General features: G+C 70.6%; 23 protein-coding genes. 17 read left to right on the plus strand and 6 right to left on the minus strand.

Features of this window, described 5'->3' with window-relative positions; genetic code table 11:
- Window positions 1-46 precede the first annotated feature (46 nt).
- The 7 genes from DID98_RS04475 (at window position 47) to ligD (ending at window position 7,038) form a co-directional block, all read left to right on the plus strand.
- Window positions 47-358, plus strand: coding sequence for a hypothetical protein (locus DID98_RS04475; protein WP_124485798.1), 312 nt, complete (start codon window positions 47-49; stop codon window positions 356-358).
- Between the two features lie 255 nt (window positions 359-613).
- Complete coding sequence (locus DID98_RS04480; protein ID WP_044843385.1) at window positions 614-2,044, plus strand: RNA polymerase factor sigma-54; 1,431 nt, start codon at window positions 614-616, stop codon at window positions 2,042-2,044.
- A 74-nt stretch (window positions 2,045-2,118) separates the two neighbouring features.
- The gene (locus DID98_RS04485) at window positions 2,119-2,307 is read left to right on the plus strand and encodes a DUF3008 family protein (protein ID WP_044843386.1); all 189 of its coding nucleotides are present in this window, start codon (window positions 2,119-2,121) and stop codon (window positions 2,305-2,307) included.
- A gap of 54 nt (window positions 2,308-2,361) precedes the next feature.
- Window positions 2,362-2,523 (plus strand): DUF1328 domain-containing protein, encoded by a 162-nt coding sequence (locus DID98_RS04490; RefSeq protein ID WP_044843387.1) that lies wholly within the window; start codon window positions 2,362-2,364, stop codon window positions 2,521-2,523.
- Window positions 2,520-2,906 (plus strand): DUF3022 domain-containing protein, encoded by a 387-nt coding sequence (locus DID98_RS04495; RefSeq protein ID WP_044843388.1) that lies wholly within the window; start codon window positions 2,520-2,522, stop codon window positions 2,904-2,906. The genes DID98_RS04490 and DID98_RS04495 overlap by 4 nt, the downstream gene beginning before the upstream one ends.
- Window positions 2,907-3,030: 124 nt before the next feature.
- Window positions 3,031-4,068 (plus strand): Ku protein, encoded by a 1,038-nt coding sequence (locus DID98_RS04500; RefSeq protein ID WP_124570307.1) that lies wholly within the window; start codon window positions 3,031-3,033, stop codon window positions 4,066-4,068.
- 24 nt (window positions 4,069-4,092) lie between these two features.
- A complete protein-coding gene (ligD, locus tag DID98_RS04505; RefSeq protein WP_124570308.1) occupies window positions 4,093-7,038 on the plus strand; it encodes a DNA ligase D in 2,946 nt (981 codons plus the stop codon).
- An 8-nt stretch (window positions 7,039-7,046) separates the two neighbouring features.
- Here the strand turns inward: ligD and DID98_RS04510 are convergent, their stop codons facing one another.
- Window positions 7,047-8,369 (minus strand): sodium:proton antiporter, encoded by a 1,323-nt coding sequence (locus tag DID98_RS04510; RefSeq protein WP_124570309.1) that lies wholly within the window; start codon window positions 8,367-8,369, stop codon window positions 7,047-7,049.
- 42 nt (window positions 8,370-8,411) lie between these two features.
- Window positions 8,412-8,768 carry a DUF3175 domain-containing protein gene (locus DID98_RS04515; protein WP_044843392.1) on the minus strand — a complete coding sequence of 119 codons (357 nt, stop codon included), beginning with the start codon at window positions 8,766-8,768 and terminating at the stop codon, window positions 8,412-8,414.
- A 157-nt stretch (window positions 8,769-8,925) separates the two neighbouring features.
- Between DID98_RS04515 and DID98_RS04520 the strand changes: the two genes are divergently transcribed.
- The 5 genes from DID98_RS04520 to DID98_RS04545 all read left to right on the plus strand — a co-directional run bounded on the left by DID98_RS04520 (window position 8,926) and on the right by DID98_RS04545 (window position 11,690).
- Window positions 8,926-9,480, plus strand: a complete 555-nt coding sequence (locus DID98_RS04520) for a hypothetical protein (RefSeq protein WP_124485803.1) — start codon at window positions 8,926-8,928, stop codon at window positions 9,478-9,480.
- Between the two features lie 90 nt (window positions 9,481-9,570).
- The gene (locus DID98_RS04525) at window positions 9,571-9,936 is read left to right on the plus strand and encodes a DUF3022 domain-containing protein (RefSeq protein WP_124485804.1); all 366 of its coding nucleotides are present in this window, start codon (window positions 9,571-9,573) and stop codon (window positions 9,934-9,936) included.
- A gap of 365 nt (window positions 9,937-10,301) precedes the next feature.
- Window positions 10,302-10,850, plus strand: a complete 549-nt coding sequence (locus DID98_RS04535; protein ID WP_044843395.1) for a type 1 glutamine amidotransferase domain-containing protein — start codon at window positions 10,302-10,304, stop codon at window positions 10,848-10,850.
- A 3-nt stretch (window positions 10,851-10,853) separates the two neighbouring features.
- Window positions 10,854-11,195, plus strand: coding sequence for a DUF1488 domain-containing protein (locus DID98_RS04540; protein WP_044843396.1), 342 nt, complete (start codon window positions 10,854-10,856; stop codon window positions 11,193-11,195).
- Window positions 11,196-11,465: 270 nt separating this feature from the next.
- Window positions 11,466-11,690, plus strand: coding sequence for a hypothetical protein (locus DID98_RS04545; RefSeq protein WP_044843397.1), 225 nt, complete (start codon window positions 11,466-11,468; stop codon window positions 11,688-11,690).
- Window positions 11,691-11,706: 16 nt separating this feature from the next.
- Here the strand turns inward: DID98_RS04545 and DID98_RS04550 are convergent, their stop codons facing one another.
- Window positions 11,707-12,957, minus strand: a complete 1,251-nt coding sequence (locus DID98_RS04550; protein ID WP_124485805.1) for a phosphatidylserine decarboxylase family protein — start codon at window positions 12,955-12,957, stop codon at window positions 11,707-11,709.
- Window positions 12,958-13,077: 120 nt separating this feature from the next.
- On the opposite strand from DID98_RS04550, the gene DID98_RS04555 reads away from it, so the two are divergent.
- The 5 genes from DID98_RS04555 to arsH all read left to right on the plus strand — a co-directional run bounded on the left by DID98_RS04555 (window position 13,078) and on the right by arsH (window position 16,134).
- Window positions 13,078-13,329, plus strand: coding sequence for a hypothetical protein (locus tag DID98_RS04555; protein ID WP_124485806.1), 252 nt, complete (start codon window positions 13,078-13,080; stop codon window positions 13,327-13,329).
- A 71-nt stretch (window positions 13,330-13,400) separates the two neighbouring features.
- Entirely contained in the window at window positions 13,401-13,736 is a 336-nt protein-coding gene (locus DID98_RS04560; RefSeq protein WP_124485807.1) for a helix-turn-helix transcriptional regulator, read from the plus strand.
- Between the two features lie 22 nt (window positions 13,737-13,758).
- Entirely contained in the window at window positions 13,759-14,253 is a 495-nt protein-coding gene (locus DID98_RS04565; RefSeq protein WP_124485808.1) for an arsenate reductase ArsC, read from the plus strand.
- Window positions 14,254-14,320: 67 nt separating this feature from the next.
- Entirely contained in the window at window positions 14,321-15,391 is a 1,071-nt protein-coding gene (arsB, locus tag DID98_RS04570) for an ACR3 family arsenite efflux transporter (RefSeq protein ID WP_124521733.1), read from the plus strand.
- Between the two features lie 20 nt (window positions 15,392-15,411).
- A complete protein-coding gene (gene arsH / locus DID98_RS04575) occupies window positions 15,412-16,134 on the plus strand; it encodes an arsenical resistance protein ArsH (RefSeq protein ID WP_124570310.1) in 723 nt (240 codons plus the stop codon).
- A gap of 121 nt (window positions 16,135-16,255) precedes the next feature.
- Here the strand turns inward: arsH and treY are convergent, their stop codons facing one another.
- The 3 genes from treY to treZ are packed head-to-tail and all read right to left on the minus strand — an operon-like array spanning window position 16,256 to window position 23,231.
- Entirely contained in the window at window positions 16,256-19,030 is a 2,775-nt protein-coding gene (gene treY, locus DID98_RS04580; protein ID WP_124570311.1) for a malto-oligosyltrehalose synthase, read from the minus strand.
- Window positions 19,027-21,345, minus strand: a complete 2,319-nt coding sequence (gene malQ, locus DID98_RS04585) for a 4-alpha-glucanotransferase (RefSeq protein ID WP_124570312.1) — start codon at window positions 21,343-21,345, stop codon at window positions 19,027-19,029. The genes treY and malQ overlap by 4 nt, the downstream gene beginning before the upstream one ends.
- Window positions 21,342-23,231 (minus strand): malto-oligosyltrehalose trehalohydrolase, encoded by a 1,890-nt coding sequence (gene treZ, locus DID98_RS04590; protein WP_124570313.1) that lies wholly within the window; start codon window positions 23,229-23,231, stop codon window positions 21,342-21,344. Before treZ ends, malQ begins: the two co-directional genes overlap by 4 nt.
- Window positions 23,232-23,238: the final 7 nt, after the last annotated feature.

Raw genomic sequence — 23,238 nt, forward strand, 5'->3', positions numbered from 1 at the left:
ACGGCCGGCCCGGTGCCGCGCACCGCACTTCACGGAGGAGGTTCCGATGAAACCGATCCAGACGATACGCGTGTGCGCCTGTGCGTTCGCCGCTGCGTGCGCGCTGGGCGCATGCACGCAACCGCAGGGCCCCTACGGCACGCGTGGCGCACCGCCGGCGCCACCGGACGGCCACGGCGCGTCGCCGACCACGACGATGCCGGACGCGAATACGCGTTACGACACGCGCCCGTCGCCGTACAACACGCTGCCGCCGGGCGCGACCGGCGGCGAGCCGGTCGACGTGCCGCCGCCGGGGCCGAACGGCGTGCAGGGCGGTCAAACGCTGCCGGGCACGCCGCCGCCGATGCAGTACTGACCGCGGCACCCTGCACGGATGCCGCGCAACGATACTGCCTGCGAGGACATATTCGCGCGACGGCGACGGCATATCCGCGCGGAGCGAATGCCGTGCCCCCTAACTTGCTGGCGCTTGTAAAAAAGGGGGCGCCCGGGGCCGCGGCCGACGGGGTACGAACCCGCGAGAGCCCCGCCGGACGGCGCTTCGCCTTCCTGGCACGGTAGCTGCATGGATTCGCATAAACGCATTCCGCACACCGTCAGGAGGGCATCGATGTCCGTCACGCTTGCGCTCCAGATGCGACAGCATCTGGCACTCACGCCGAGGCTTCAGCAGTCGCTTCGCCTGCTGCAGTTGTCTTCGCTCGAATTCCAGCAGGAATTGCGACAGGCGCTCGACTCGAATCCGTTTCTCGAAGACGGGCAGGGCGACGAAGAAGCCGCCGACGCGCCCGAACCCGAGGCCGAAGCCGCACCGCCCGAGCCGCCACCCGAGCACGAGGAAGTGCGCCCGCCGGACGGCGACGTGTCGTACACGGCCGCGCCGACGACGCGAGGCACCGGGCGACAGGCCGACGACGCGGGCGACCAGTCGCCCGGCGAGTGGATGGCCGCCGAGCCGTCGCTGCACCAGCAGCTGCACGACGCGTTGCGGCTCTATCCGCTGAACCGGCGCGACCGCGAGGCCGCGCGCATCGTGATCGACGCGCTCGACGAAGACGGCTACCTGCGTCAGGAGCTGGGCGAGCTGCTGATCGCGGCCGATCCGGCGCGGCTGCTGTCGGAACAGGATCTCACGGTCGCGCTGCGGCTCGTGCAGATGCTGGACCGGCCGGGCATCGCCGCGCGCTCGCTGTCCGAGTGCCTGCTGCTGCAGCTCAACGCGATTCCGGCCGGCACGCCGGCGCTCGCGGAAGCGAAGGCCATCGCGCGCGACCATCTCGAACGGCTCGCGCGCCGCGAGACGGCGGAGATCCAGCGGCGCCTCGGCTGCAACCAGGCGACGATGCAGGCCGCCTGCGCGCTGGTGCGCGCGCTCGATCCGCGCCCCGGCAATCACTACGGCAGCACGCGCGGCGACTACGTGATACCCGACGTGATCGTGCGCCAGGTGCGCGACGAATGGATCGTGACGATCAACCCGGCCGTGCTGCCGCGCGCGCGGCTGCACGAGCGCTACGCGACGCTGTTCGCGCAGTCGAGCGGCGAGCGCGATTCGCCGCTGGGCCAGCAGCTGCAGGAAGCGCGCTGGCTGATCCGCAACGTGCAGAAGCGCTTCGACACGATCCAGCGGGTCGGCGAATGCATCGTCGCCCGGCAGCGCGACTTCTTCCGCTACGGCGAGATCGCGATGAAGCCGCTCGTGCTGCGCGACATCGCCGAGGAGCTCGACCTGCACGAATCGACGGTCTCGCGCGCGACGGGCAACAAGTACATGGCCACGCCGCACGGCACGTTCGAGTTCAAGCATTTCTTCCCGCGCAAGCTGGAGGCGGCCGGCAAGGGCGTGTGCTCGGCGTCCGCCGCGAAGGTGCTGATCCGCGACATGATCGCCGCCGAGCGCCATAACGATCCGCTGTCCGACGTCGCGCTCGCGCAGAACCTCGCGGGCCGCGGCATCCTTCTTGCGCGTCGTACCGTCACGAAGTATCGCCAGGCGATGAAGATTCCGCCGGCCGACCTGCGCCGGCGCGACGCCGCATGACGATACCGTCCGAACCGCGCGCGGCCCGCCCGTGAGCCACACGGACGTCGCGCGTCACCGAGAGGAGGAAAGCCATGCCAGCCAAGTCCCAGGCACAGCAACGCGCCGCAGGAGCCGCCCTGTCGGCCAAGCGCGGCGACACGAAAATGAAGGACCTGAAGCCGCCTGCGAAGTCGATGGCCAAGTCGATGAGCGAAAAGGAACTCGAAAAAATGGCTTCGACGCCGGTCCACGGCAAACCCAGGCACAAGCACGATTCGTGATCGACGGCGACACGCATCGGCGATCACCGTTCTTCAGGACTCCAGGAGGCATTCATGCTTCGTTACGCCATCATCTTCCTCATCATCGCGCTCGTCGCCGCCTTGTTCGGCTTCGGCGGCATCGCGGCCGGCGCGGCCGAGATCGCGAAGATCCTGTTCTACATCTTCGTCGTGATCTTCCTGGTCACGCTGCTGCTGGGGGTTGTCAGGCGATGACGACCGCCCCCGACCGTTCGCAGCGCATCGCGGAAATCGAGCATGCGCTCGCGAACGGCTTTCCGTCGCAGTCGACCGTCGTCGTGCATGCGGACGACGCGTCCGGGCGGCTGACGATCCAGGTGTCGTGGGTGCGCGTGCCGTCCGATGAGGACGCGCGTCAATGGCGCTGCGCGGTCGACCTGCGTTTCGATCCCGACGTGCTCACGCGCTATGCGTCGCTCGGCGCGGCCGATCGCCTGCGCGTGCGCACGCAGCTGTGCGACCTCGCGCGGCGCGCGGTTGACGAGCACAAGCCGCGCGTCGAGGACGCCGAGATCGAATGCAGCGTCGCGCTCGACGTGACGCGCGCCGAACTCGACCGCGCGTTGCGCGCGCCCTGACCGACGCAGCCCGCATCGACGCTTTAGCCGCCGTCGCGACACGCGCCGTGCGGCGCATCCATGCCCGTGACGGTTTCTGGTGTGTGCCGCCACGCGCTCGCGCACCCGGCAAAGGAGAACACGCATGGCATCGCGGATGATCTGGAAAGGCGCGATCAGCTTCGGGCTCGTTCACGTGCCCGTGCAGCTGTTTCCCGCGACGCGCACCGTAAAGCCGTCGTTCCGGCTGCTCGACAAGCGCTCGATGGACCCGGTCGGCTATCGGCAGATCAACAAGCGCACCGGCAAGGAGGTCGCGCGCGAGGACATCGTGCGCGGCTACGAATACGAGAAGGAACGCTACGTCGTGCTGACCGACGAGGAGATTCGCGCGGCCAATCCGGAATCGACGCAAACCGTCGACATCCTGACGTTCGTCGACGCGGACGCGGTATCGTTCCTGTATCTCGACACGCCGTACTACCTCGTGCCGGACCGCAAGGGCGAGAAGGTCTATGCGCTGCTGCGCGACGCGCTGAAGGACAGCGGCAAGATCGGCATCGCGCTCGTGGTGATGCGCGACCGCCAGCATCTCGGCGCGCTGATTCCGGTCGGGCCGCTGCTCGCGCTCGACACGCTGCGCTGGCAGGAAGAACTGCGGCCGCTCGACGAACTGACGGTGCCGGCCGACGACGCGAAACACGCGGGCGTGACCGCGCGCGAGCTCGGGATGGCGAAGAAGCTGATCGACGAGATGGCGGGCAAGTGGACGCCGGACGAGTATCACGACACGTTTCGCGACGACATTCTCGAGCTGGTCGAGCGCAAGGTGCGCGCGGGCAAGATCGAGGAGATCGAGGAGCGGCCACCGCAGACGGGCCGCGCGGCGACCAACGTGGTCGACCTGACCGAGCTGCTGAAACGCAGCCTGAAGGGCGGCGGCGGTGGCGGCGCGCGCGCGGCGGGCCCGCGCAATGCGGGCGACGACGAGGGCGCGGAGGCGGACGCGTCGTCTTCCCCTGCGTCGTCGCGAGGCGGCGCGCGCCGCAAGCCGGCTTCGAAGGCCGCGCCGAAAGGCTCCGCCGAGAAGACGCCGGCGGCGAAGCGGCCGGCCGCGAAACGTGCCGCGACCGGCGAGCATGCGGCGAAGAAAACCGCCGCGCGCCGCAAGCACGCCGCTTGATGCGCGGCGACGCGAGGTGACACGATGGCCGGCAAGCTCGATCCCTATCGCCGCAAACGCCGCTTCGACGCGACGCCGGAACCCGAAGGCGCGCACGGGCGGCGGCGCGCGAAGGCGAACGCGACACCTTCCGGGCGGGCGACCCGGCGTGCCGGCCACCCGCTGCGCTTCGTGATCCAGGAGCACCACGCGCGGCGCCTGCATTACGACTTCCGGCTCGAACTCGACGGCACGCTGAAGTCGTGGGCCGTGCCGAAGGGGCCGAGCGTCGATCCGTCGGTGAAGCGCCTCGCCGTGCAGGTCGAGGATCATCCGCTCGAATACGCGTCGTTCGAAGGCGAGATTCCGGCCGGGCATTACGGCGCGGGAGCGGTCGTCGTATGGGACGAAGGCACGTGGACGCCCGACGGCGGCCTCGCGCAGGCACGCGACGGCTATCGCGCGGGCAAGCTGACGTTCCGGCTCGACGGCGAAAAGCTGCACGGCGGCTGGGCGCTCGTGCGCAGCGGACGGCAGGAGGGGCGGCAGGTGCAGTGGCTGCTGATCAAGGAGCGCGACGACGACGCGCGCAGCGAGGCCGAATTCGACGTCGTCGGCGAACTGCCGGGGAGTGTGCATGACGGGGCGGCGTCGGCGACGCGTGCGGATGCCGCGGGCCGCTCGACGCGCGCGCGCGGAGCGCAACGCGGCCGGCGCGACTCGACCGACATGCGCGCCGCAGCGCATGACGATCATGGCCGAGACAGCCGAGAAAGCAGAGAAAGCAGAGAAAGCAGAGAAAGCAGAGAAAGCAGAGAAAGCCGCGCCCGCCGGCCCGCCGATCCGTCCGAGATCGACGGTGCGGTACGTGCGCCGCTGCCCGAGCGCGTCGCGCCGCAACTCGCGACGCTGGTCGACGGCCCGCCGACGCAGGGCGACTGGCGCTACGAACTGAAATTCGACGGCTACCGGATCCTCGCGCGCATTGCGGGCAAGGGCGCCCGCCGACACGTGAAGCTGATGACGCGCGAAGGCCGCGACTGGACCGCGAAGCTGCGCGCGCAGCGCGACGCGCTCGCGGCGCTCGACGTCGACGACGCCTGGCTCGACGGCGAGGCCGTCGTGCTCGGCAGGAACGGTCTCCCCGACTTCCAGGCGCTGCAGAACGCGATCGGCGCCGGACACTCGGATGCGATCACGCTGTTCGTGTTCGACCTGCCTTGTCTCGACGGTTACGACTTGCGCGACGCACCGCTCACCGCGCGCCGCGCCCTGCTCGAAGCGCTGCTCGCCGACAGCGACCCCGCGCGGCTGCGCTTTTCGCCGGATCTCGGCGACGACGTCGCATCGCTGATCGCGAGCGCCTGCGATACCGGCCTCGAAGGGCTGATCGGCAAGCGCGCGGAATCGCGCTATCGCGGCGGTCGCTCGCCCGCGTGGATCAAGCTCAAATGCCGGCGCCGGCAGGAGTTCGTGATCGGCGGTTACACCGAGCCGTCGGGCAGCCGGCACGGCTTCGGCGCGCTGCTGCTCGGCGTGCACGAGCCGGCAGCGGCCGGCAAGCGGCGGCGCGGGCCTGCGCCGCTGCGCTACGTCGGCCGCGTCGGCACCGGCTTCGACACGCGGATGCTCGACCGGCTCGCACCGATCCTGCGCAAGCAGCAACGCGATACGACGCCGTTCGATCCGCCGCCGCGCGAACGCTCGCGCACGCGCGTGCACTGGATCGAGCCGACGCTCGTCGCCGAATGCGAATTCGCCGAGTGGACCGGCGACGGCATCGTGCGGCAGGCCGCGTTCATCGCGCTGCGCGAGGACAAGCCGGCGTCGCAGATCGTCCGCGAAGTGCCGAAGCAACCGGAAACGGAGGGGGTGATGGAGCGACGCCAGACCACGCATCACGAAAAGCACGAACGCAAGCACGCGGCGCACACGGAGCACGTCGATCACGCGTCGCACGCGTCGCACGCGTCGCATGCCGAGCATGCCGAGCATGCCGATCACGCAGATCACGCAGATCGCGCCGAGCACGATGCGAGCGATCGCAAGCACCACGCACGTTCACGCCCGTCCCCCCACGCAGCACGCGACGATATCGGTTCCGACATGCTCGGCCGCGTGCGCATCACCCATCCCGAGCGCGTGCTCGATCCGCAGAGCGGCACGCGCAAGATCGATCTCGCGCATTACTGGCAATGGGTCGCGCCGTGGCTGCTGCCGGACCTGAAGGGCCGGCCCGTGGCGCTCGTGCGGGCGCCCGGCGACATCGCGGGCGAGCTGTTCTTCCAGAAGCATGCGGAGCGCCGCGAGATCCCGTTCGTCACGCAGCACGCAGGACTCGATCCGGGCCACGGTCCGCTGCTGTCGCTCGACAGCGTCGACGCGCTGCTCGGCGCCGCGCAGATGGGCACGATCGAGCTGCATACATGGAACGCGCACGCGTCGAACATCGAGCGGCCGGACCGGATCGTGTTCGACCTCGATCCCGATCCGGCGCTGCCGTGGCGCGCGATGACCGACGCCGCGCAGCTCGTGCGCGGGCTGCTCGACGAACTGGGCCTCGCGTCGTTCTGCAAGACGAGCGGCGGCAAGGGGCTGCACGTCGTCGTGCCGATCGCGCGGCACCTGGGCTGGGACGACGCGAAGGACTTCTCGCGCGCGCTCGCGCGGCATGTCGCGGGCGCGCTGCCCGACCGTTTCACCGCGACGATGGGCGCGCGTCACCGGCGCGGCAAGATCTTCATCGACTACCTGCGCAACGGCCGCGGTGCGAGCACAATCGCCGCGTATTCGGTGCGTGCGCGGCCCGGGCTGGGCGTGTCGGTGCCGCTGCGCTGGGACGAGGTGCCAACCACCACGGGCGGCGCGCAATGGACGATCGACACGCTGCACGAGCGGCTCGACCGGCTGAAGCGCGACCCTTGGGAAGACTATGCCGGCACGCGGCAGCGGATCACCGCGCAGATGCGTGCGCGTCTCGGCATGTTGTGACGGCGCCGTCAGCGCCGACGCTGCTGCAGACGGTGATACCAGTCCATCAGCGGCGTCGCGGACACGCCGTGCGCGATCACCGACGCCGACACGACGGCCAGCACCGGCGCCGCGAGCGGCCGCACCGCGCTGGACGGCCCGTGCTCGAGCGCGAACAGCAGGTAGTAGAACGAACCGATTCCGCGTATCCCGAACCACGCCAGCAGCCGGCGCTGCGCCGGCGTCGCGCGCGAGCCGGCGAGCGCCGGCAGCACCGCGAGCGGCCGCACGGCGACGAACAGCGCGACGGCGAGCGCGGTCGAGCCCCACGTGAAGAGCGGCGTCGTCAGCGTGGCGAGCACGCCGCCGATCATCGTCATCACGAGCGCCTCGGCGATCCGCTCGAGCTCGATCGTGAAGTCGAGCACCGATTCGGTCATGAACGCGTGCGCTTTCTCCGGGTGCTTCTCGGTCGCGACCACGTCTTCCGAATCCACCCGGCCGATCACTTCGCGCGGCCGGCGGTCACCGCTCGCGCGATGCTCGACGCGGCGCATCGCGACGCCCGCGGCGAACGTCGCGATGAAGCCGAAGGTATGCGCGAGCTGCGCGGCACCGAACGACAGCACGATCAACGCGAGCGCGAAGAAGCCTTCGAACCCGAGTGCCTGCGCATGACGGGTGCGCAGCCAGCCGATCGCGGTGGTGGTCGCCGCGCCGAGCATGCCGCCGATCGCGGCGGCGCCCGCGATGCCCCACAGCGCGGCCAGTGCGAACGTGCCCGACAGCGGTGGCGGCCCGTGCGGCGCATCGGACGCGCCGCACAGCGCGAGGCCCGCGAGCGCGAACGGCAGCGCGATGCCGTCGTTCAGCCCGCCTTCGCCGGAGAGCGCGAAGCGCACCAGGTCGCGATCGCCGGGATCATGCACCTGCACGTCGTGCGCGAGCACCGGGTCGGTCGGCGCGAGGATCGCCGCGAGCAGCAGCGCGGGGCCCCAGCCGAGCCCGAGCGTCAGTACCGCGCAGCCGGCGAGCAGCGGCACCGTGACGATCATCGCGAGCAGGCCGAGCCGGCACGGCACGCGCCACAGCGGGTCGGACAGCGGCACGCGCAGCCGCAGCCCGATCGCGAACAGCGATACCAGCAGCGCGACCTCGACGATCTCGCGCAGCAGCGGCGCGTCGCGCTGGATGTCGAGATGCAGGAGCCCGGCGCCGGACGGACCGAGCGCGACACCGAGTGCAAGATAGATCATCGCGCTGCTGCACGGCAGATGACGCAGCGCCGACGTCACGATGCCCATGCCCATCAGCACCGCGCCGATGATCAGATACCACAGCGTTTCACGCATGCGGGCAGGCCGGGCAGGTCGACGGTGAACCGGCGGTGGCCGTCACGGCTTGCGGCCGAACGCCTCGCGCAGTTTGCGCTTCGCGCGTTCGAGCGTCGCGCGGCGCGTTTTCGGCAGGTTGCGGCCCGCGCGGTTCACGTAGAAGTTCAGCATCGACATCGCCGACTGGAACGGCGTCCCCTTGCGACGGCGGCTGTGTTCGGCCGAGCGCTTGAGCGACGCGGCGATCTTGCCCGGGTCGTCGGACTTGAAGATCTCGGGCTCGATGTCGAGCGCATCGCTTCTTTGCATGACGTCGGCGGACCAGCGCTTGCGGTGCTGCGGATCGTTGCTGCGCGCACGGCCCGGGCGGCGCGTCGCGCGTTTGCCGTGCGGATGGGAAGCGGAAGCTGAAGGCATGGCAGGGCTCTCCCTATCGAATCGGGATGGATCGCGGGTCTCGAGTGTCCGGGTGGTGCCGCAATTCGCGTGCCGCCTGTCGGTGGCGGCACGGGCCTTGCTGAATCGAAGGCGCAGGCCATTCCACTACGGCGGTTCCATTGAGGGAGAGCGCTCCATGAAGCCAGCATCCGAATCGAAATCTGCCGCGCGCCGGATCCTCGCGTGCGCGGCCGTCGCGCTCGTCGCGGCCGCACCGGCCGCATGGGCACAGAATTCGCAACGTTCCGACGAGGGCACCGGCGCGCCGATCCTGTCGCCGCCGGACACGTCGGCGCAGGGCAGCGGCGGCAACCTGTCGAACGGCAACACGGCCGCGCCGCCGCCCGCGACCCGTATGCAGGCGCCGCGCGGCACGAGTCCTCGCGGTCAACCGGACGTGCGCAGCAAGCCCGGCGGCATGACCGGCGCCGGGACCGGCAGCATGGGCGGCGGCGCGACGGGGGGCACCGGCAGCACCGGAATGGGCAGTACCGGCAGCGGTACCGGTAGCACCGGAATGGGCACCCCCGGTACGGGCAGCACCGGTACGAGCGGTGCCGGCGGCAGCGCGGGCATGGGCGGTGCCGGTGCGGCCCCGGGCGGAACCGGCGCGGGCGCCGGCACTAGCCGCTTGCCGGGGGCGACCGGCTCGGGCGGTGGCACGGGCAGCGCGGGTTCCAGCAGCTATTGACGATCTCGGCGTCGCGCCGGCGCCCCGGCGCGGCGCGCTGGCGGACACCGCGCGCGAGGCCGGCCGGTCGCCACCACGCAGGAGGACAACATGCAATCGAATTCCCGGATCTCGCTCGACGACGATGCGCTGGACGCCGACGCCGCCGAGACCGAGGGTCTCGATACGACGGTTCATGTCGACGTCGCGACCGGCAGGATCATGTTTCATGCGGCGTGGGCGCTCGCGCCCGATGCGCCGCGCGATACCGCGCGGCACGCGGTCGTGCTCGCGCTGGACTGCGACACGATGGAGCGCTATGCGGACCTCGACGAGCCCGCACGGATGCGCGTGCACGCGATGCTGCACGACAGCGTGCAGGCCACGCTCGACGCGCTGCCCGACGTCACCGAGGACCTGACGCTTACGATCGAGCTGACCGACGCGATGCTCGACGCCGCGCGTCACCTGCAGTGAGCGCGGCGGGCCGGCACCGGCCGGCGGCGGGTACGGCCTCGCATGCAGGCCACCGGGCGGCTGCCGCCGATAGTCGCGGGTATTGCCGGCGTCACGTTACATCCCGTTGAAATCTTTGCAGGCGCCGCGCGGCGCTATCGAATGGGGGCACGCATCACGCCGCGACGCGCGTGCGCGCCGCCAACCGCCAACCGCCAACCGCCAACCGCCAACCGCCAACCGCCAACCGCCGATCGCGGGTCGCGCCCCTTCAAGGCGGCACCGCGCCGGCCGCCATCCCGACGGGCGCGGCACGCCCATTGCTGCGTCGATGGATACGGCAGGGTACGGCACACCCGGTGGCACAACACGAAAGGGAGCGATTCATGATCGGCAAGCTGGATCATTGCAAGGTAGCGATACTCGCGGTCGACGGCTTCGAGGAAGCCGAGCTCGTCGAACCGCAGCGCGCGCTGACGGCAGAGGGCGCGCAGGTCGACGTGATTTCGCAGAAGCGCGGCGAGATCCAGGGGTTCAGGCACGTCGACAAGGGCGATCGCGTGAAGGTCGACCGCACGTTCGACGATGCGCGCGAAGGCGATTACGACGCGGTCGTGCTGCCGGGCGGCGTGGTCAACGGCGACGCGATCCGGATGCTGCCGGCCGCGCGCGAATTCGTGACCGCGGCCGTCGGCGCGGGCAAGCCGATTGCCGCGATCTGTCACGGCGGCTGGCTGCTCGTGTCGTCCGGGCTGGTGGACGGCCGCACGATGACGAGCTGGCCGAGCCTGCAGGACGACATCCGCAATGCGGGCGGCAAGTGGGTCGACCAGGAGGTCGTGCGCGACGGCAACCTGATCACGAGCCGCAAGCCGGCCGACCTGCCCGCATTCAACGGCGCGCTGGTGCAGTGCCTCGCGTCGCGGGGGCCCTGAGCGATGCCGGCCGAACCCGTTCGCCACGTGACGCTGACCGACGCGCCGCCCGAGTTCGACGGCGCGGCGCTGCTGATGCGTTTCGTCGTCGAGGTCGACGGGAAGCCGCAAACCTGCACGATCACGGTCGAAGCGCTCGAGGATCATTTCGGCGCGCGCTCCGCGCTCGAAGCCGACTTGCGCGACGCGTTCGAGCGCGGGCGCGCGCGCATCGAGGCCGCTTGCGCGGACGTGCTGGTCGACGGCAAGGGCGGCGTGGAACTCCACAGCGGCTACTTCCGCGTGCGCGACAAGGCGGCGGGCAAAACCGCCCGCGCCGGGATGTTCCGTTCGCGGAAGTCGTGAGTCGTGGGGCATGCGGCGCGTGCCGCAGTGCGCCCGTGCCGTTCCATTCGCACCGTTGGGCGCCATTACACGCCGTTGAAAAGTTTGCAGCGGCCCGCGAGCGCCTTGAAGTGACACATCGCGCCGCGCGCCGGCCGGGCGCGGGGCGGCTCCGTCCCAGATACTGGCACACTCCCTGCATGTCTCCTCAGATCGCGGCGCACGATTCGCGCCTGCGCCGGCGCGATGCCATCGTCGTATCGCGCCAAGCCGTCAAATGGGGGAGACAACATGCTGACCGCACATGAATTTGCCGCACTATTCCTGGTCCATCGCGCGCCGGAACAGATCCAGGCCGACCGCGAAGATATCGTCGCGTTGGTGGAACAACACCTGATCGAGATGCGCGCCGACGCATCGGGCGCGAGCCGGCTCGCCCTGACGCCGGACGGGCTGTCGATCGTGCAGCGCATGCTGCGGCACGCCGGGCGCGGGTTCGGCAGTGCCGACGCGTGATGCCGAACCGCGCGGCTCAGTGCGCGATCGCGACCGGTGCGTTGACCTGTACGGCCGGCGTATCGCCGTCGAACGGCGGCGCGCACTGGAAGCGGTCGATCACGCCCGGTTCGAACAGCAGGCAGCAGGTCGAGCCGCCGTACTGGAAATAGCCGATCTCGTCGCCCTTGTCGATCCGCTGCCCCGGCACGACCTCGATCACGCACGACGACACGTCGCCCATCCCGACGAACACCGCGGCGACCGTCCCGATCCCCGGGTCGTCGCAGTCGATCGCGACCACCGCGCGCGCGGCGACGGCCGTCATGTAGCCCTGCGAGTCGTTGAGCCCGGCCGGGTCCGGGCCTTCCGCTTCCGCGACCGAGTAGTAGGTGCCGTCGACCCGGTACGCGTGCGTGACGGTGCCGCGCACCGGCGCGTGCCAGCGGTGATAGTTGTACGCGCTCAGATACGCCTGGTAGAGGTCGCCGCCGACGAAGCGCTCGGCGAGCGGCAGCCGCGCGGGCGTGAAGATGTCGCGCAGCGAATACGGCTGCCCCTTGATCCAGAACCTGTCGCGGATCTTCACGCTGGATTCGGTGTGATACGGCGCGGCCTCGCACGCGCTGACGATCACGTGCGGATCGTCAGGCGCCGCGACCGGCCGCGCACCCGCGCGAAAGCGCCGCGTGAAGAAGTCGTTCCACGAGTCGAAGCCCCAGTGCGGCTGGTCCTCGCGATACTGGAACTGCGACAGGCCGAGGCGCGTGCGCGCTGCATCGCAGAACCAGCCGTCGGGCGACGACGTATCGAGATGCGCGCGCGAATGCGGGCCGCCGAGGAAGTCGCACCACACGTTCAGCACCTGCTTCAGGTGCGCGTTGACCGCCGCGTCGCGAAACACCGCGTGGCCCGACGGCATGCACATCGGCCAGTCGAGAAACGCGTTCAGCGGGCACACCACCAGGCTCGTTTCGCTGAACGGCGGCGTGTAGGTCATCAGGTGGTCGATCACGGTCATCAGTTCGCCGATCGATGCGTAGCCGAGCATGCGGCCTGATTCGAGCGCCTCGTCGATCGCGCGGGTGAGGCTCATGCGCAGCACCGCGTTGTCGTCGAACAGCCGCGCGAGCGCCTGCACGGCCGGCGTGCGCAGCTGTTCGCCGGCCTGCGCGCGCGCTGCGTTCGCGATGTTCGCGCGGTACCCGGCCATCTGCGATTCCTCGCGGGCCATCCATTCGCCGAGACGGTGACGCGTTGCGGGCGGCGTGCTGCGGTCGATCGGCATGGTCGGCTCCGGAAAGGGTTGCGGTACGAAACGGGGGAGCAAGGCGCTTGCCCGACAGGCGGCACCCGAATTGCTGCGCGTTTCAACGAAGGTCTCTTTCAATGAGCCGGGAGGGCACACATGAACGCAGCTTCGAATGCGCGACAGACCCAGGGCGCGGCGTCGACCGACGAGCGCCGCGGCAGCGAACAGCGGACCGTCGCACCGACCCGCACGCGGGCGCGCGTGCGCGCGGCGACGTCCCGCGACGGCACGCGGCGAAACGAACGCAGCAGCGGGAACGGGCCGGTGGCGCCGACCCGCAAGGAAGGGGCGGGCGAGCCGCAGTGGGAGGATGACGGCGGCGCGATGCCGCCCGAAGAATGGTCGTGACGGTGTGACGCGCGGCGGCGGGAAGCGATGCATTCCTGCCATCGTTTCCATATTTCGAGTATTATCGAAAAATGGAAACGAACCAGACCATCGCCGCGCTGGCGGCACTCGCGCATGAGTCGCGCCTCGCCGTCTTCCGCGCGCTCGTGCAGGCCGGCCCGTCGGGCTTGCCGGCCGGGCAAATCGCGACGCTGCTCGACGTGCCGCCGTCGTCGCTGTCGTTTCATCTGAAGGAACTGGCCCATGCGCAGCTCGTCACGAGCCGCCAGGAAGGCCGCTTCGTGTTCTATTGCGCGAACTTCGCGACGATGAACGGGCTGATCGGCTACCTCACCGAGAACTGCTGCGGCGGCAATCCGTGCACGCCGGTGTCCGCCTGTTCGACTTCCTGCTCCGACCAAACCTGAGCATGCATTCACCCGCCCGCCGATGACCACCAACGTCCTGATTCTCTGTACCCACAACTCCGCGCGCAGCGTGCTCGCGGAGGGAATGCTCAACCACTGGGCCGGGAAACTCGGCCGCGACGTGCGCGCCTACAGCGCCGGCAGCGCGCCGAGCGGCCGGCTCAATCCGTTCGCGCTGGATGCGCTCACGCGCGCCGGTGTCGACGTCACCGGATACCGCAGCAAGAGCTGGGACGAATTCGTCGGCGACGGCGCGCCGCGCCTGCGCGTCGTCATCACGGTATGCGACAGCGCGGCCGCGGAGGCTTGTCCGTACTGGCCCGGCAGCCCGGTGAAAGTGCATTGGGGCTACGCCGATCCGTCGAACGCCGAGGGCGGCGATGCCGGCAAGCGGCTCGCGTTCGAACTGACGCGCGAGGCGCTCGGCTACCGGATGCTGCAACTGCTGGCGCTGCCGCTCGAGCGCATGAGCGACGCCGAACTGCAGGCGGCGTTGACCGCCATCTCGCGAAACTGAATGCTCGCACGGCGGCGCGCGTGAACCGGCGTGCCGCGTGTGTTGCTCCCGCACGGAATCCTCTTCGATGAACACGTCCAACGCGATCCCGCCTCGCCATGCCATTGCGAAGCCCGCGATCAATTTCTTCGAACGCTACCTGACGGTCTGGGTCGCGCTGTGCATCGTCGCCGGCATCGCGCTCGGCCAGATGCTGCCGGGCGTGTTCCAGCAGATCGGCCGCATGGAGTACGCGCAGGTCAACCTGCCGGTCGGGCTGCTGATCTGGGTGATGATCATCCCGATGCTGGTCAAGGTCGACTTCGGGGCGTTGCATGAAGTGCGTCAGCACGTCAAAGGGATCGGCGTCACGCTCATCGTGAACTGGCTGGTCAAGCCGTTCTCGATGGCGTTTCTCGGCTGGCTGTTCATCCGGCATCTGTTCGCGCCGATGCTGCCGGCGGACCAGCTCGACAGCTACATCGCCGGTTTGATCCTGCTGGCCGCCGCGCCGTGCACGGCGATGGTGTTCGTGTGGAGCCGGCTGACCGGCGGCGATCCGCTGTTCACGCTGTCGCAGGTCGCGCTGAACGACAGCATCATGGTGATCGCGTTCGCGCCGCTGGTCGGGCTGCTGCTGGGGATGTCCGCGATTACCGTGCCGTGGGCGACGCTGCTCACGTCGGTCGTGCTCTACATCGTGATTCCGGTGATCCTCGCGCAGATCTGGCGCAAGGTGTTGCTCGCGAACGGGCAGGCTGCGTTCGACGCCGCAATGACGAAAATCGGCCCGTGGTCGATCGCCGCGCTGCTGGCCACGCTCGTGCTGCTGTTCGCGTTCCAGGGCGAAGCGATCCTGAAGCAGCCGCTGGTGATCGCGCTGCTCGCGGTGCCGATCCTGATCCAGGTGTTCTTCAACTCCGCGCTCGCATACTGGCTCAATCGCGCCGTGGGCGAGAAGCACAACATTGCATGCCCGTCGGCGCTGATCGGCGCGTCCAACTTCTTCGAGCTGGCCGTCGCGGCCGCGATCAGCCTGTTCGGTTTCCACTCCGGCGCGGCGCTCGCGACCGTCGTCGGCGTGCTGATCGAAGTGCCGGTCATGCTGCTGGTGGTGCGCATCGTGAACCGGTCGAAGGGCTGGTACGAGCGCGCTTGAGCAAACCACGGAATCCATCCATGACCGACCGACTGACCGACCTGCCGCAACTCGACGCCGAACTCTTCCGCGTACCGGACGCGAGCCGCTTGCGGCCGGCGTCGCCGTCGACGCATCCGCCGCGTTTCCTGCTGCTGTACGGCTCGCTGCGCGAGCGTTCGTTCAGCCGCCTGCTGGTCGAGGAGGCCGAGCGCTTGCTCACGGCGATGGGCGCCGAGGTGCGCGTGTTCAATCCGAGCGGCCTGCCGCTGCCCGACGATGCGCCCGAAAGTCACCCGAAGGTGGTCGAATTGCGCGAACTCGTGATGTGGTCGGAGGGGATGGTCTGGTGCTCGCCGGAACGACACGGCGCGATGACCGGCATCATGAAGTCGCAGATCGACTGGATTCCGCTGTCGGTCGGCGCGATGCGGCCGACGCAGGGCAAGACGCTCGCGGTGATGCAGGTCAGCGGCGGCTCGCAGTCGTTCAATGCGGTGAACCAGATGCGCGTGCTCGGACGCTGGATGCGCATGCTGACGATCCCGAACCAGTCGTCGGTGGCCAAGGCGTTCATGGAATTCGACGAAGCGGGGCGGATGAAGCCGTCGGCCTATTTCGATCGCGTCGTCGACGTGATGGAGGAACTGGTGAAGTTCACGCTGCTGACGCGCGACATCGGCCCGTATCTGGTCGACCGGTACAGCGAACGGAAGGAAAGCGCGGAGGCGTTGTCGAAGCGGGTGAATCAGCGGGGGATTTGAGGATGACTCGCGTGGGGAAGCGGGATGGATGGTTCGGATGAGCGTCGGTCTGCCTGTCGGGTAGCATGCAAGTCGGCCGCGCGAAAGCACATCTCTGGCGCCGGCATGTGCACAACATCGCTCACGGTCGCAGGCGCTGCTCGTCGGCTGCCACCAGCGCCGCGACCGGCAACGCGGCAAGACAGCGATCGAGCCGCAGCATGCCGTCCGGCGCGTCGATTTCGCTCCCGTCGTTCAGCCAGTCGATCCACCGCTCGCTCGCGCCGCGCGGCAACACGATCGCGGTATCGCCCCATTCCGCAGGCGCGATGCGCGGCAACTCCGGCACTTCGCCGAGCAACCGGCACGCGAGCCGCGTCACGACGACCACGACCGTCGCCGTCGCGTCGCAGCGCGCGAACGCGAGCGCATGCCGCCCGAGCCTGCCGCGCACGCGCAGCGGTACATACGCACCATCCGAGAACGTTGCCGGCCAGCGGGCGCGCAGCGCGAGCATCCGCTCGACGAGCGCGCGCTTCACGCGTGCGTCGGGCCAGTCCCGCAGGTACGCGGCGACCGGTTCGTCGACCCGCTCGGCCGCGACCTGCGCGAACGGCACGTCGCGCCGGTTGTCCGGATCGACGAGCGAGTGATCCCATGACTCGGTACCTTGATACAGATCGGGCACACCCGGCGACGCCATCCGCAGCGCCGCCTGCGCGAGGCTGTTGACGACACCGGCCGGCGCGATCCGCGCGACGATCCCATGCAGCCGGTGCACGAAATCGCCCGCGCCATGCGGCGTCAGGATCGCGCGGACGAACCGTTCGCAGTCGCGCTCGTAGTCCGCGTCGGGTGCGAGCCAGTCCGTATGCTGTTTCGCTTCGCGCAGCGCCTTCGTCTGCCAGCGCACCACGCGCCCGGCAAGCGCAGCCAGCCCGGCCGCATCGTCGGGCGCGAGCGTCGGCGGCCAGCAGCCGACGAGCGTCTGGTACAGCAGTGCTTCCGCAGCCGGCCCCGGCGCCCACGCGAGATCGCGATGCGCGCCGCCGCGCCGCGGCTGGTTCAGCGCCGACCAGTCGAGCGACACCGCGCGCCACAGGTCCGGCACTTCACTGAGCACCGCGAGCCGCGCGCGCGCATCTTCGCCGCGCTTGTGATCGTGGGTCGCGGTCGCGACGAGCGTATGCGGAACGGTGCGCGCGCGACGGCGGTTGCGCGCATGGAACGCTCCGCGCGACAGGCTGAAATCGCCCGCATCGGCACCGACCTCGTTGCGCGACAGCAGCCGGCCGTAGCGATAGTTGGCGGTATCCTCGACGCCCTTCGCGGCGAGCGGCGCGGTGAGCTGCGCGAACGCGACGCGCGCCGCGTGCAGCGCCTCGGCATCCGCGCGCGGCGCGCGCAGGCCCGGCAGCCCGAGCCAGCCGGCGACGCGATCGAGCGCGTAGCGGTCGGACGGATCGATCGTCGCGCACGCCGCGTCGTACGCGTGCGCCAGCACGCGACGATCGGCGCCGGTCGGCTCGTTGCCGGGTGTCGGGTACATCCGGTACACGGGAAGGTGCACCGCGAGTTCGCCCAGCACGCGCTGGATCGCGATCCGGCTGAGGTCGCGCGTCGCGGGTGCCGCGCGCGCAATGCGGTGCAACGCCCGCGCGACACGTTCGTGCTCGCCGGCGAGCTGCCGCTTCAGCACGCGCCGCTTGCCGGCCACCGCCTCCTGCGCGAACGACCGCGCCGAGCCCGACACGGCCGCCCAATGCGCGGCGAGCGGCGCCGCGCCAGCCGGATCGTGCAGCAGCGCGGCGACGTCGTTCATGAAGTCGTAGCCGGTCGTGCCGTCGACGCGCCAGTCTTCACGCAGCGTCTCGCCCGGCGCAAGGATCTTCTCGACGACGAGATAAGGCCGCTCGTCGCGCTGCGCGGCGAGCCGCGCGTGCAGGCGGCGGCAGTAGGCGCCCGGGTCGGCGAGGCCGTCGACGTGATCGACGCGCAGGCCGTCGAGACAGCCGGCCGCATGAAGCGCGAGCGGCAGCGCGTGCACCGCGTCGAACACCGCTTCGTCCTCGACGCGCACGGCCGCGAGGGTCGCGATGTCGAAGAAGCGCCGCCAGTTCAGCTCGTCGGCGGCCGTGCGCCACCACGCGAGCCGGTAGTGCTGGCGTTCGAGCAATCGATGCAGGCACGCGCGCGAGCGTGCGCGGCGCGGATCGGCGCCGCGCAGTATCGCGTCGAACGCATGCGGGCCCTGTGCGGCGGCGTATTCGCGCAGTGCCGTGTGCGCGTCCGCGAGGCGCGTGCTGCCGCGCACCGGCGCGGCGACGAACCGTTCGGCGAGCGCGTTCAGGTCCGCACGGTTGGCGATGCGCAGGATCTCGGCATAGGCCGCGGCGGCGACCGGCAGCGTCCTGCCCGCGCATGCGATGAAGAAACGCCCGCTCGACGGCTCGGCGCCGAGCGCGACGTCGCCGGCGGCGAGCGCGTCGCCGTAGGGCGCGCCGAGGCAGGGCAGCAGCACCTTGCCGTGGAGCGTCGCGTCAGGCGGATGCCAGTCGATGTCGAAGTAGCGCGCGTACGGGCTCGCCGGCCCCCATTCGAGCACGTCGTTCCACCAGCCGTTCGATGCGCCGCCGACGCCCATGTGGTTCGGCACGATGTCGGCGATCACGCCGAGGCCGCGCGCGTGCAGCGCGTCGACGAGGCGGCGGAAGCCGGCTACGCCGCCGAGTTCCGCGCTGATCGTGTGATGGTCGACGGTGTCGTAGCCGTGCAGCGAACCGGGCTCGGCCGTCGTGATCGGCGACAGGTACAGGTGGCTCACGCCGAGCCGCGCGAAATAGTCGGTGTGCGCGGCCGCGTCGTCGAACGTGAAGCCGGCGTGCAGTTGCAGTCGCAGGGTCGCGCGCGGAATCATACTTCCTGCTCCCGGGCGCGGCGTGCGCGCTCGAGCGCCGCGATGCGTCTGCGTACGTCGGCGTCGAACAGCGCGTCGACCGCGCGCGGCAGCCGGCGCAGCCAGTTCGGATGGCCGCGGGGCGGGCCGGGGAGATTCGGTTGGGCGTCCAGTGCGAGCAGATCCTCGAGCGGCACGATCGCGAGCGGCGACGGGCTGCGCGCGACATACGCGAGGACTGCATCGACGGGTGGCGTGTCGGCAGGCGGTACCGGATCACCGGGCGGCGCGCAGCCCGCTTGCTGCAACGCGCGCCATAGTGCCGCGCGCTCGGTCGCGCGTTCGGCCTGGGCCGCAGTGAGGGCGAGGTCGGGGGTGGGCGGCGGCGTGTCGCGTGGTTGGGGCACGCCGTGACCGACATCCTTGGCGGGGTGCTCGTCACGCAAAGCAGGTTTGTTTCGTTCGTAACGTCCCGCTCCGTGTGCGGCCGCGGCGCGACCGATGTCGTCACCGACATTACGCGCGCTCGCGGTGCGTTGCGTTTGGCCACTCCCGTCGTCGGTGCGTGCATCCTCGGAGGCATCTGCATCTGCATCTGCATCTGCATCTGCATCACCTAACCCCCGCCGCCACTCGAGATCGACACCACGCCACCAACCCGCCACGGTCGGCAGATCGTGCGTCGACGTCATCGCGATCGTGTCGCGATCCCACGCCGATGGCGGCCGAAACGCGCCGTCCGCCTCACGCTCGAACCACAGCACGCGCATTCCCGCGATCCCCCGCGCGCCGAGGCGCTCGCGAAACCCGGCCGGCACCGTGCCGAGATCCTCGCCGATCGCGACCGCGCGATGCCGTGCCGCCTCCAGCGCGACCAGCCGCACGAGATCGTCGAGCGGATAGTGCAAGTACGCGCCGTCGCGCGGCGAGCCGCCGTCCGGCACGATCCACATCCGCGCGAAGCCGAGCACGTGGTCGATACGAACCCCGCCCGCCTGCGCGAAGGCGGCGCGCAACAGGTCGACGAACGGCGCGAAGCCGGTCGCGCGCAGCGCGGCGGGCGTCCACGTCGTCACGCCCCAGGCCTGGCCATCCGCATTGAACAGGTCGGGCGGCGCGCCGACCGACACGCCGCGCAGCAGCGTCGTGCCGTGCGCCCACGCGTCGCTGCCGGCGCGATCGGAGCCGACCGCGAGATCGGCGATCAACCCGATCGCCATCCCGGCCTCGCGCGCCGCATGCTGTGCGTTGCCGAGCGCGTCCGACGCGCACCATTGCAGGAACGCATGGAACGCGATCGTCTCGGCATGCGCGTGTGCGAAGGCGTCGACCTCGGCCGAGTCCGGCATGCGCCACGGCGCGGGCCATTGCCGCCAGTCCGCGCCGATCCCGTGTTCGATGCAGAACGCCTGCAGCGCGTCGAAGCGCGCGTGTGCGTCGAGCGCCGCGCCGCCTGCCGCACGGAATCGCTCGAACGCGTCGCGCAACGGGCCGCCGTTCGCGCGCCACGCATCGAAGCACGCGCGCAAGCGGCGCAGCTTCAGCGGCAGCACGTGCGGCCAGTCGATCAGCGGCGTATCGGGCGCGGCAGTGCCATGTGCCGCCGCGCCATGCATCCGCCGCGCGATATCGGCGCCCGGCACCGCGTCGCAGTCGAGATACGCGACGTTGTGCCAGCGCCGCGACGACGGCGAATACGGGCTGTCGTGCTCGGGCAGTGCCGGATAGCCGGCATGCGTCGGGCTGATCGCGACCGCGTGCGCGCCGTGCCGCGCCGCGTGCGCGGCGAGACCGGCGAGCGCGGTGTAGTCGCCCGCGCCGTCGTCGCCCGTGCGGCGCAGGCTGTACAACTGGGCCGCGATGCCCCAGCGGCGCTGCGCACCCGCCATGCCGTCGTCGGCAGTGAACGGCCGCATACGCGGCGGCGCGATGGCGAGCCCGATGCGTTGTTCGCCGATCTCGAGCGCGTGATAGCCGGGCACCGTGAGCGGCGGCAGTGCGCCGGATTCGCCCGCGTCGGCCACGCGCGCGTCGACGTGCTCGCCCGTTTCGAGCGCGATCCGCAAGCGCGCGCCCGGCGGCGCGACGCTGCGCGGGAGCGTCAGCGGCACGCCGGCGTCGCCGGTGACGACCTGCGGCGTTGCGTCCCGGTCATCGGTCAGCGCGGCCGCGCTGTCGACCCGCTCGATCGGCGTGCCGCATGGCCAGCCGAGCGCATCGACGAGCGCGACGAGCGCGTCGTCGCCCACCCGCCGCGCGACGCCGCCCGCGTCGATCCAGTCGGGCGCCAGCCCGGCCGCACGCGCGAGGTCGGCGATCGGCACGTCGGTCGTCATTGTCGTGTGTGCCCGTTCGTGCGGTGATGGAGCGCATCGCGGTTGACCGCACCGTCGCGCCATGCGATGCAGGTGCGCGCGGGCAGCCGCCGCTCGGCCAGACGGTCGCGCGCGCGCGGCGGCGTCTCGAACACGATCTTGCCGACCGGCAGCATCGGCAGCAGCGCGTCGCGCGAGCCGGGATTGAATGCGAGCGTGAGCGTGCTGCCGTCGCCGAGCCGCCAGCGCGCGACGAGCGCCTCCGCGTTGCCGTCGCCGTCGCGGTTGCCGATGCCGATAGCGGACAGCAGCTCGACGCCGAGCGCGCGGGCGCCGGGCAGGTGCGGCGTCACGAGCGCCGCGCGCACGGCCAGCGCGCTGCGGTAGAAGCGCCGCCACGCGTCGGCGTCGGGCCACGTGTCCGCACCGGCATGACCGGGCGACGAGCGAATGAACGTGCCGATGTCATTCGGATCGGGAATCGCGTCGCGATGCGCAGGATCGGCGAACGCGGAAAACGCGGCGAACTCGCGGCGCCGGCCTTCGCGCACCGCGTCGGCGAGCGCGCCGCGATAGTCGGTGAAGAACTGGAACGGCTGCGTGCTGCCGATTTCCTCGCCCATGAACAGCAGCGGCACCTGCGGCGCGAGCAGCATCAGGGCAGTTGCCGCACGCACCGCGTCGTCGTTCGCGAGCGCGCGCAGCCGCTCCCCGAAGGCGCGGTTGCCGATCTGGTCGTGGTTCTGCAGGAACGTGACGAACGCGGTCGGCGGCAGGTGCGCGCTCGGCTCGCCGCGCGGCGCGCCATCGTGCAGCGGCGACGGCTCTCCCTGGTACGCGAACCCTTCGCCGAGCGTGCGCGCGAGATGGCGCAGCGGCGCATCGGCGTACGCGCGGTAGTAGCCTTCGCGCTCGCCGGTGAGCAGCACGTGCGCGCTGTTGTGGAAGTCGTCGTTCCACTGCGCGTCGAAACCGCCGGGGCCGAGCAGGCTCGCCAGATTGCGCTCGTCCTCGAGCACCAGATGCACGTGGCGCGCATCGCCCGCATACGCGCGCACGCGGCGGGCGAGCTCGCGCAGCCATGCATCGTCGTCGATCGCATGCGCGGCGTCGATGCGCAGGCCGTCGAAGCGGAATTCGTCGAGCCAGTACAGCGCGTTGTCGATGAAGAACGCGCTCGTCTGCGCACACGAGAAGTCGATCGCGGGCCCCCAGGCGGTCTGCCGGTCCGCGCGAAAAAATCCCGGTGCATAGCGCGGCAGCAGGTTGCCTTCGGGGCCGAAGTGGTTGTAGACGACGTCGAGCAACACCTGCAGCCCGAGCCCGTGCGCGGCGTCGACGAGTGCCTTCAGTTCCTCGGGCCGTCCGTACGACGCCGCGGGCGCGAACGGCAGCACGCCGTCGTAGCCCCAGTTGCGCGCGCCCGGGAACGCGTTGACGGGCATCAGCTCGATCGCGGTCACGCCGAGCGCGGCAAGCTCGGCCAGGCGCCGCTCGACGTTCGCATAGCCGCCGCATGCGCCGACGTGCAGTTCGTACAGCACCGTCTCGTGCCACGGCCGCCCGCGCCACGCGTCGTTGCGCCAGCGGTACGCGGCCGGGTCGACGACCTGGCTCGGGCCGTGCACGTCATGCGGCTGGAAGCGCGATGCGGGATCGGGTGCCACGAGACCGTCGTCGAGCAGGAAGCGGTACAGCGTGCCGGGACCGCACGGCGCGACGACCTCGAACCAGCCGTCCCCGGCCGGCAGCATCGCGACGCGCCGTTCGCCGTGCAGTTCGACCGCGGCCGTGCGGCTCGCGGGCGCCCACAACCGGAAGCGCGTGTGTTCCGTGTCGAGGCAGGTCGCGCCGAACGACGACGCGAATGCGTGCGTGCCGGGCGGATGGGCGGTGCGTGACGTCATGGCGGCT

Origin of the sequence: Burkholderia sp. Bp8984 (assembly GCF_003853755.1) — a bacterium.
Lineage (GTDB): Bacteria > Pseudomonadota > Gammaproteobacteria > Burkholderiales > Burkholderiaceae > Burkholderia.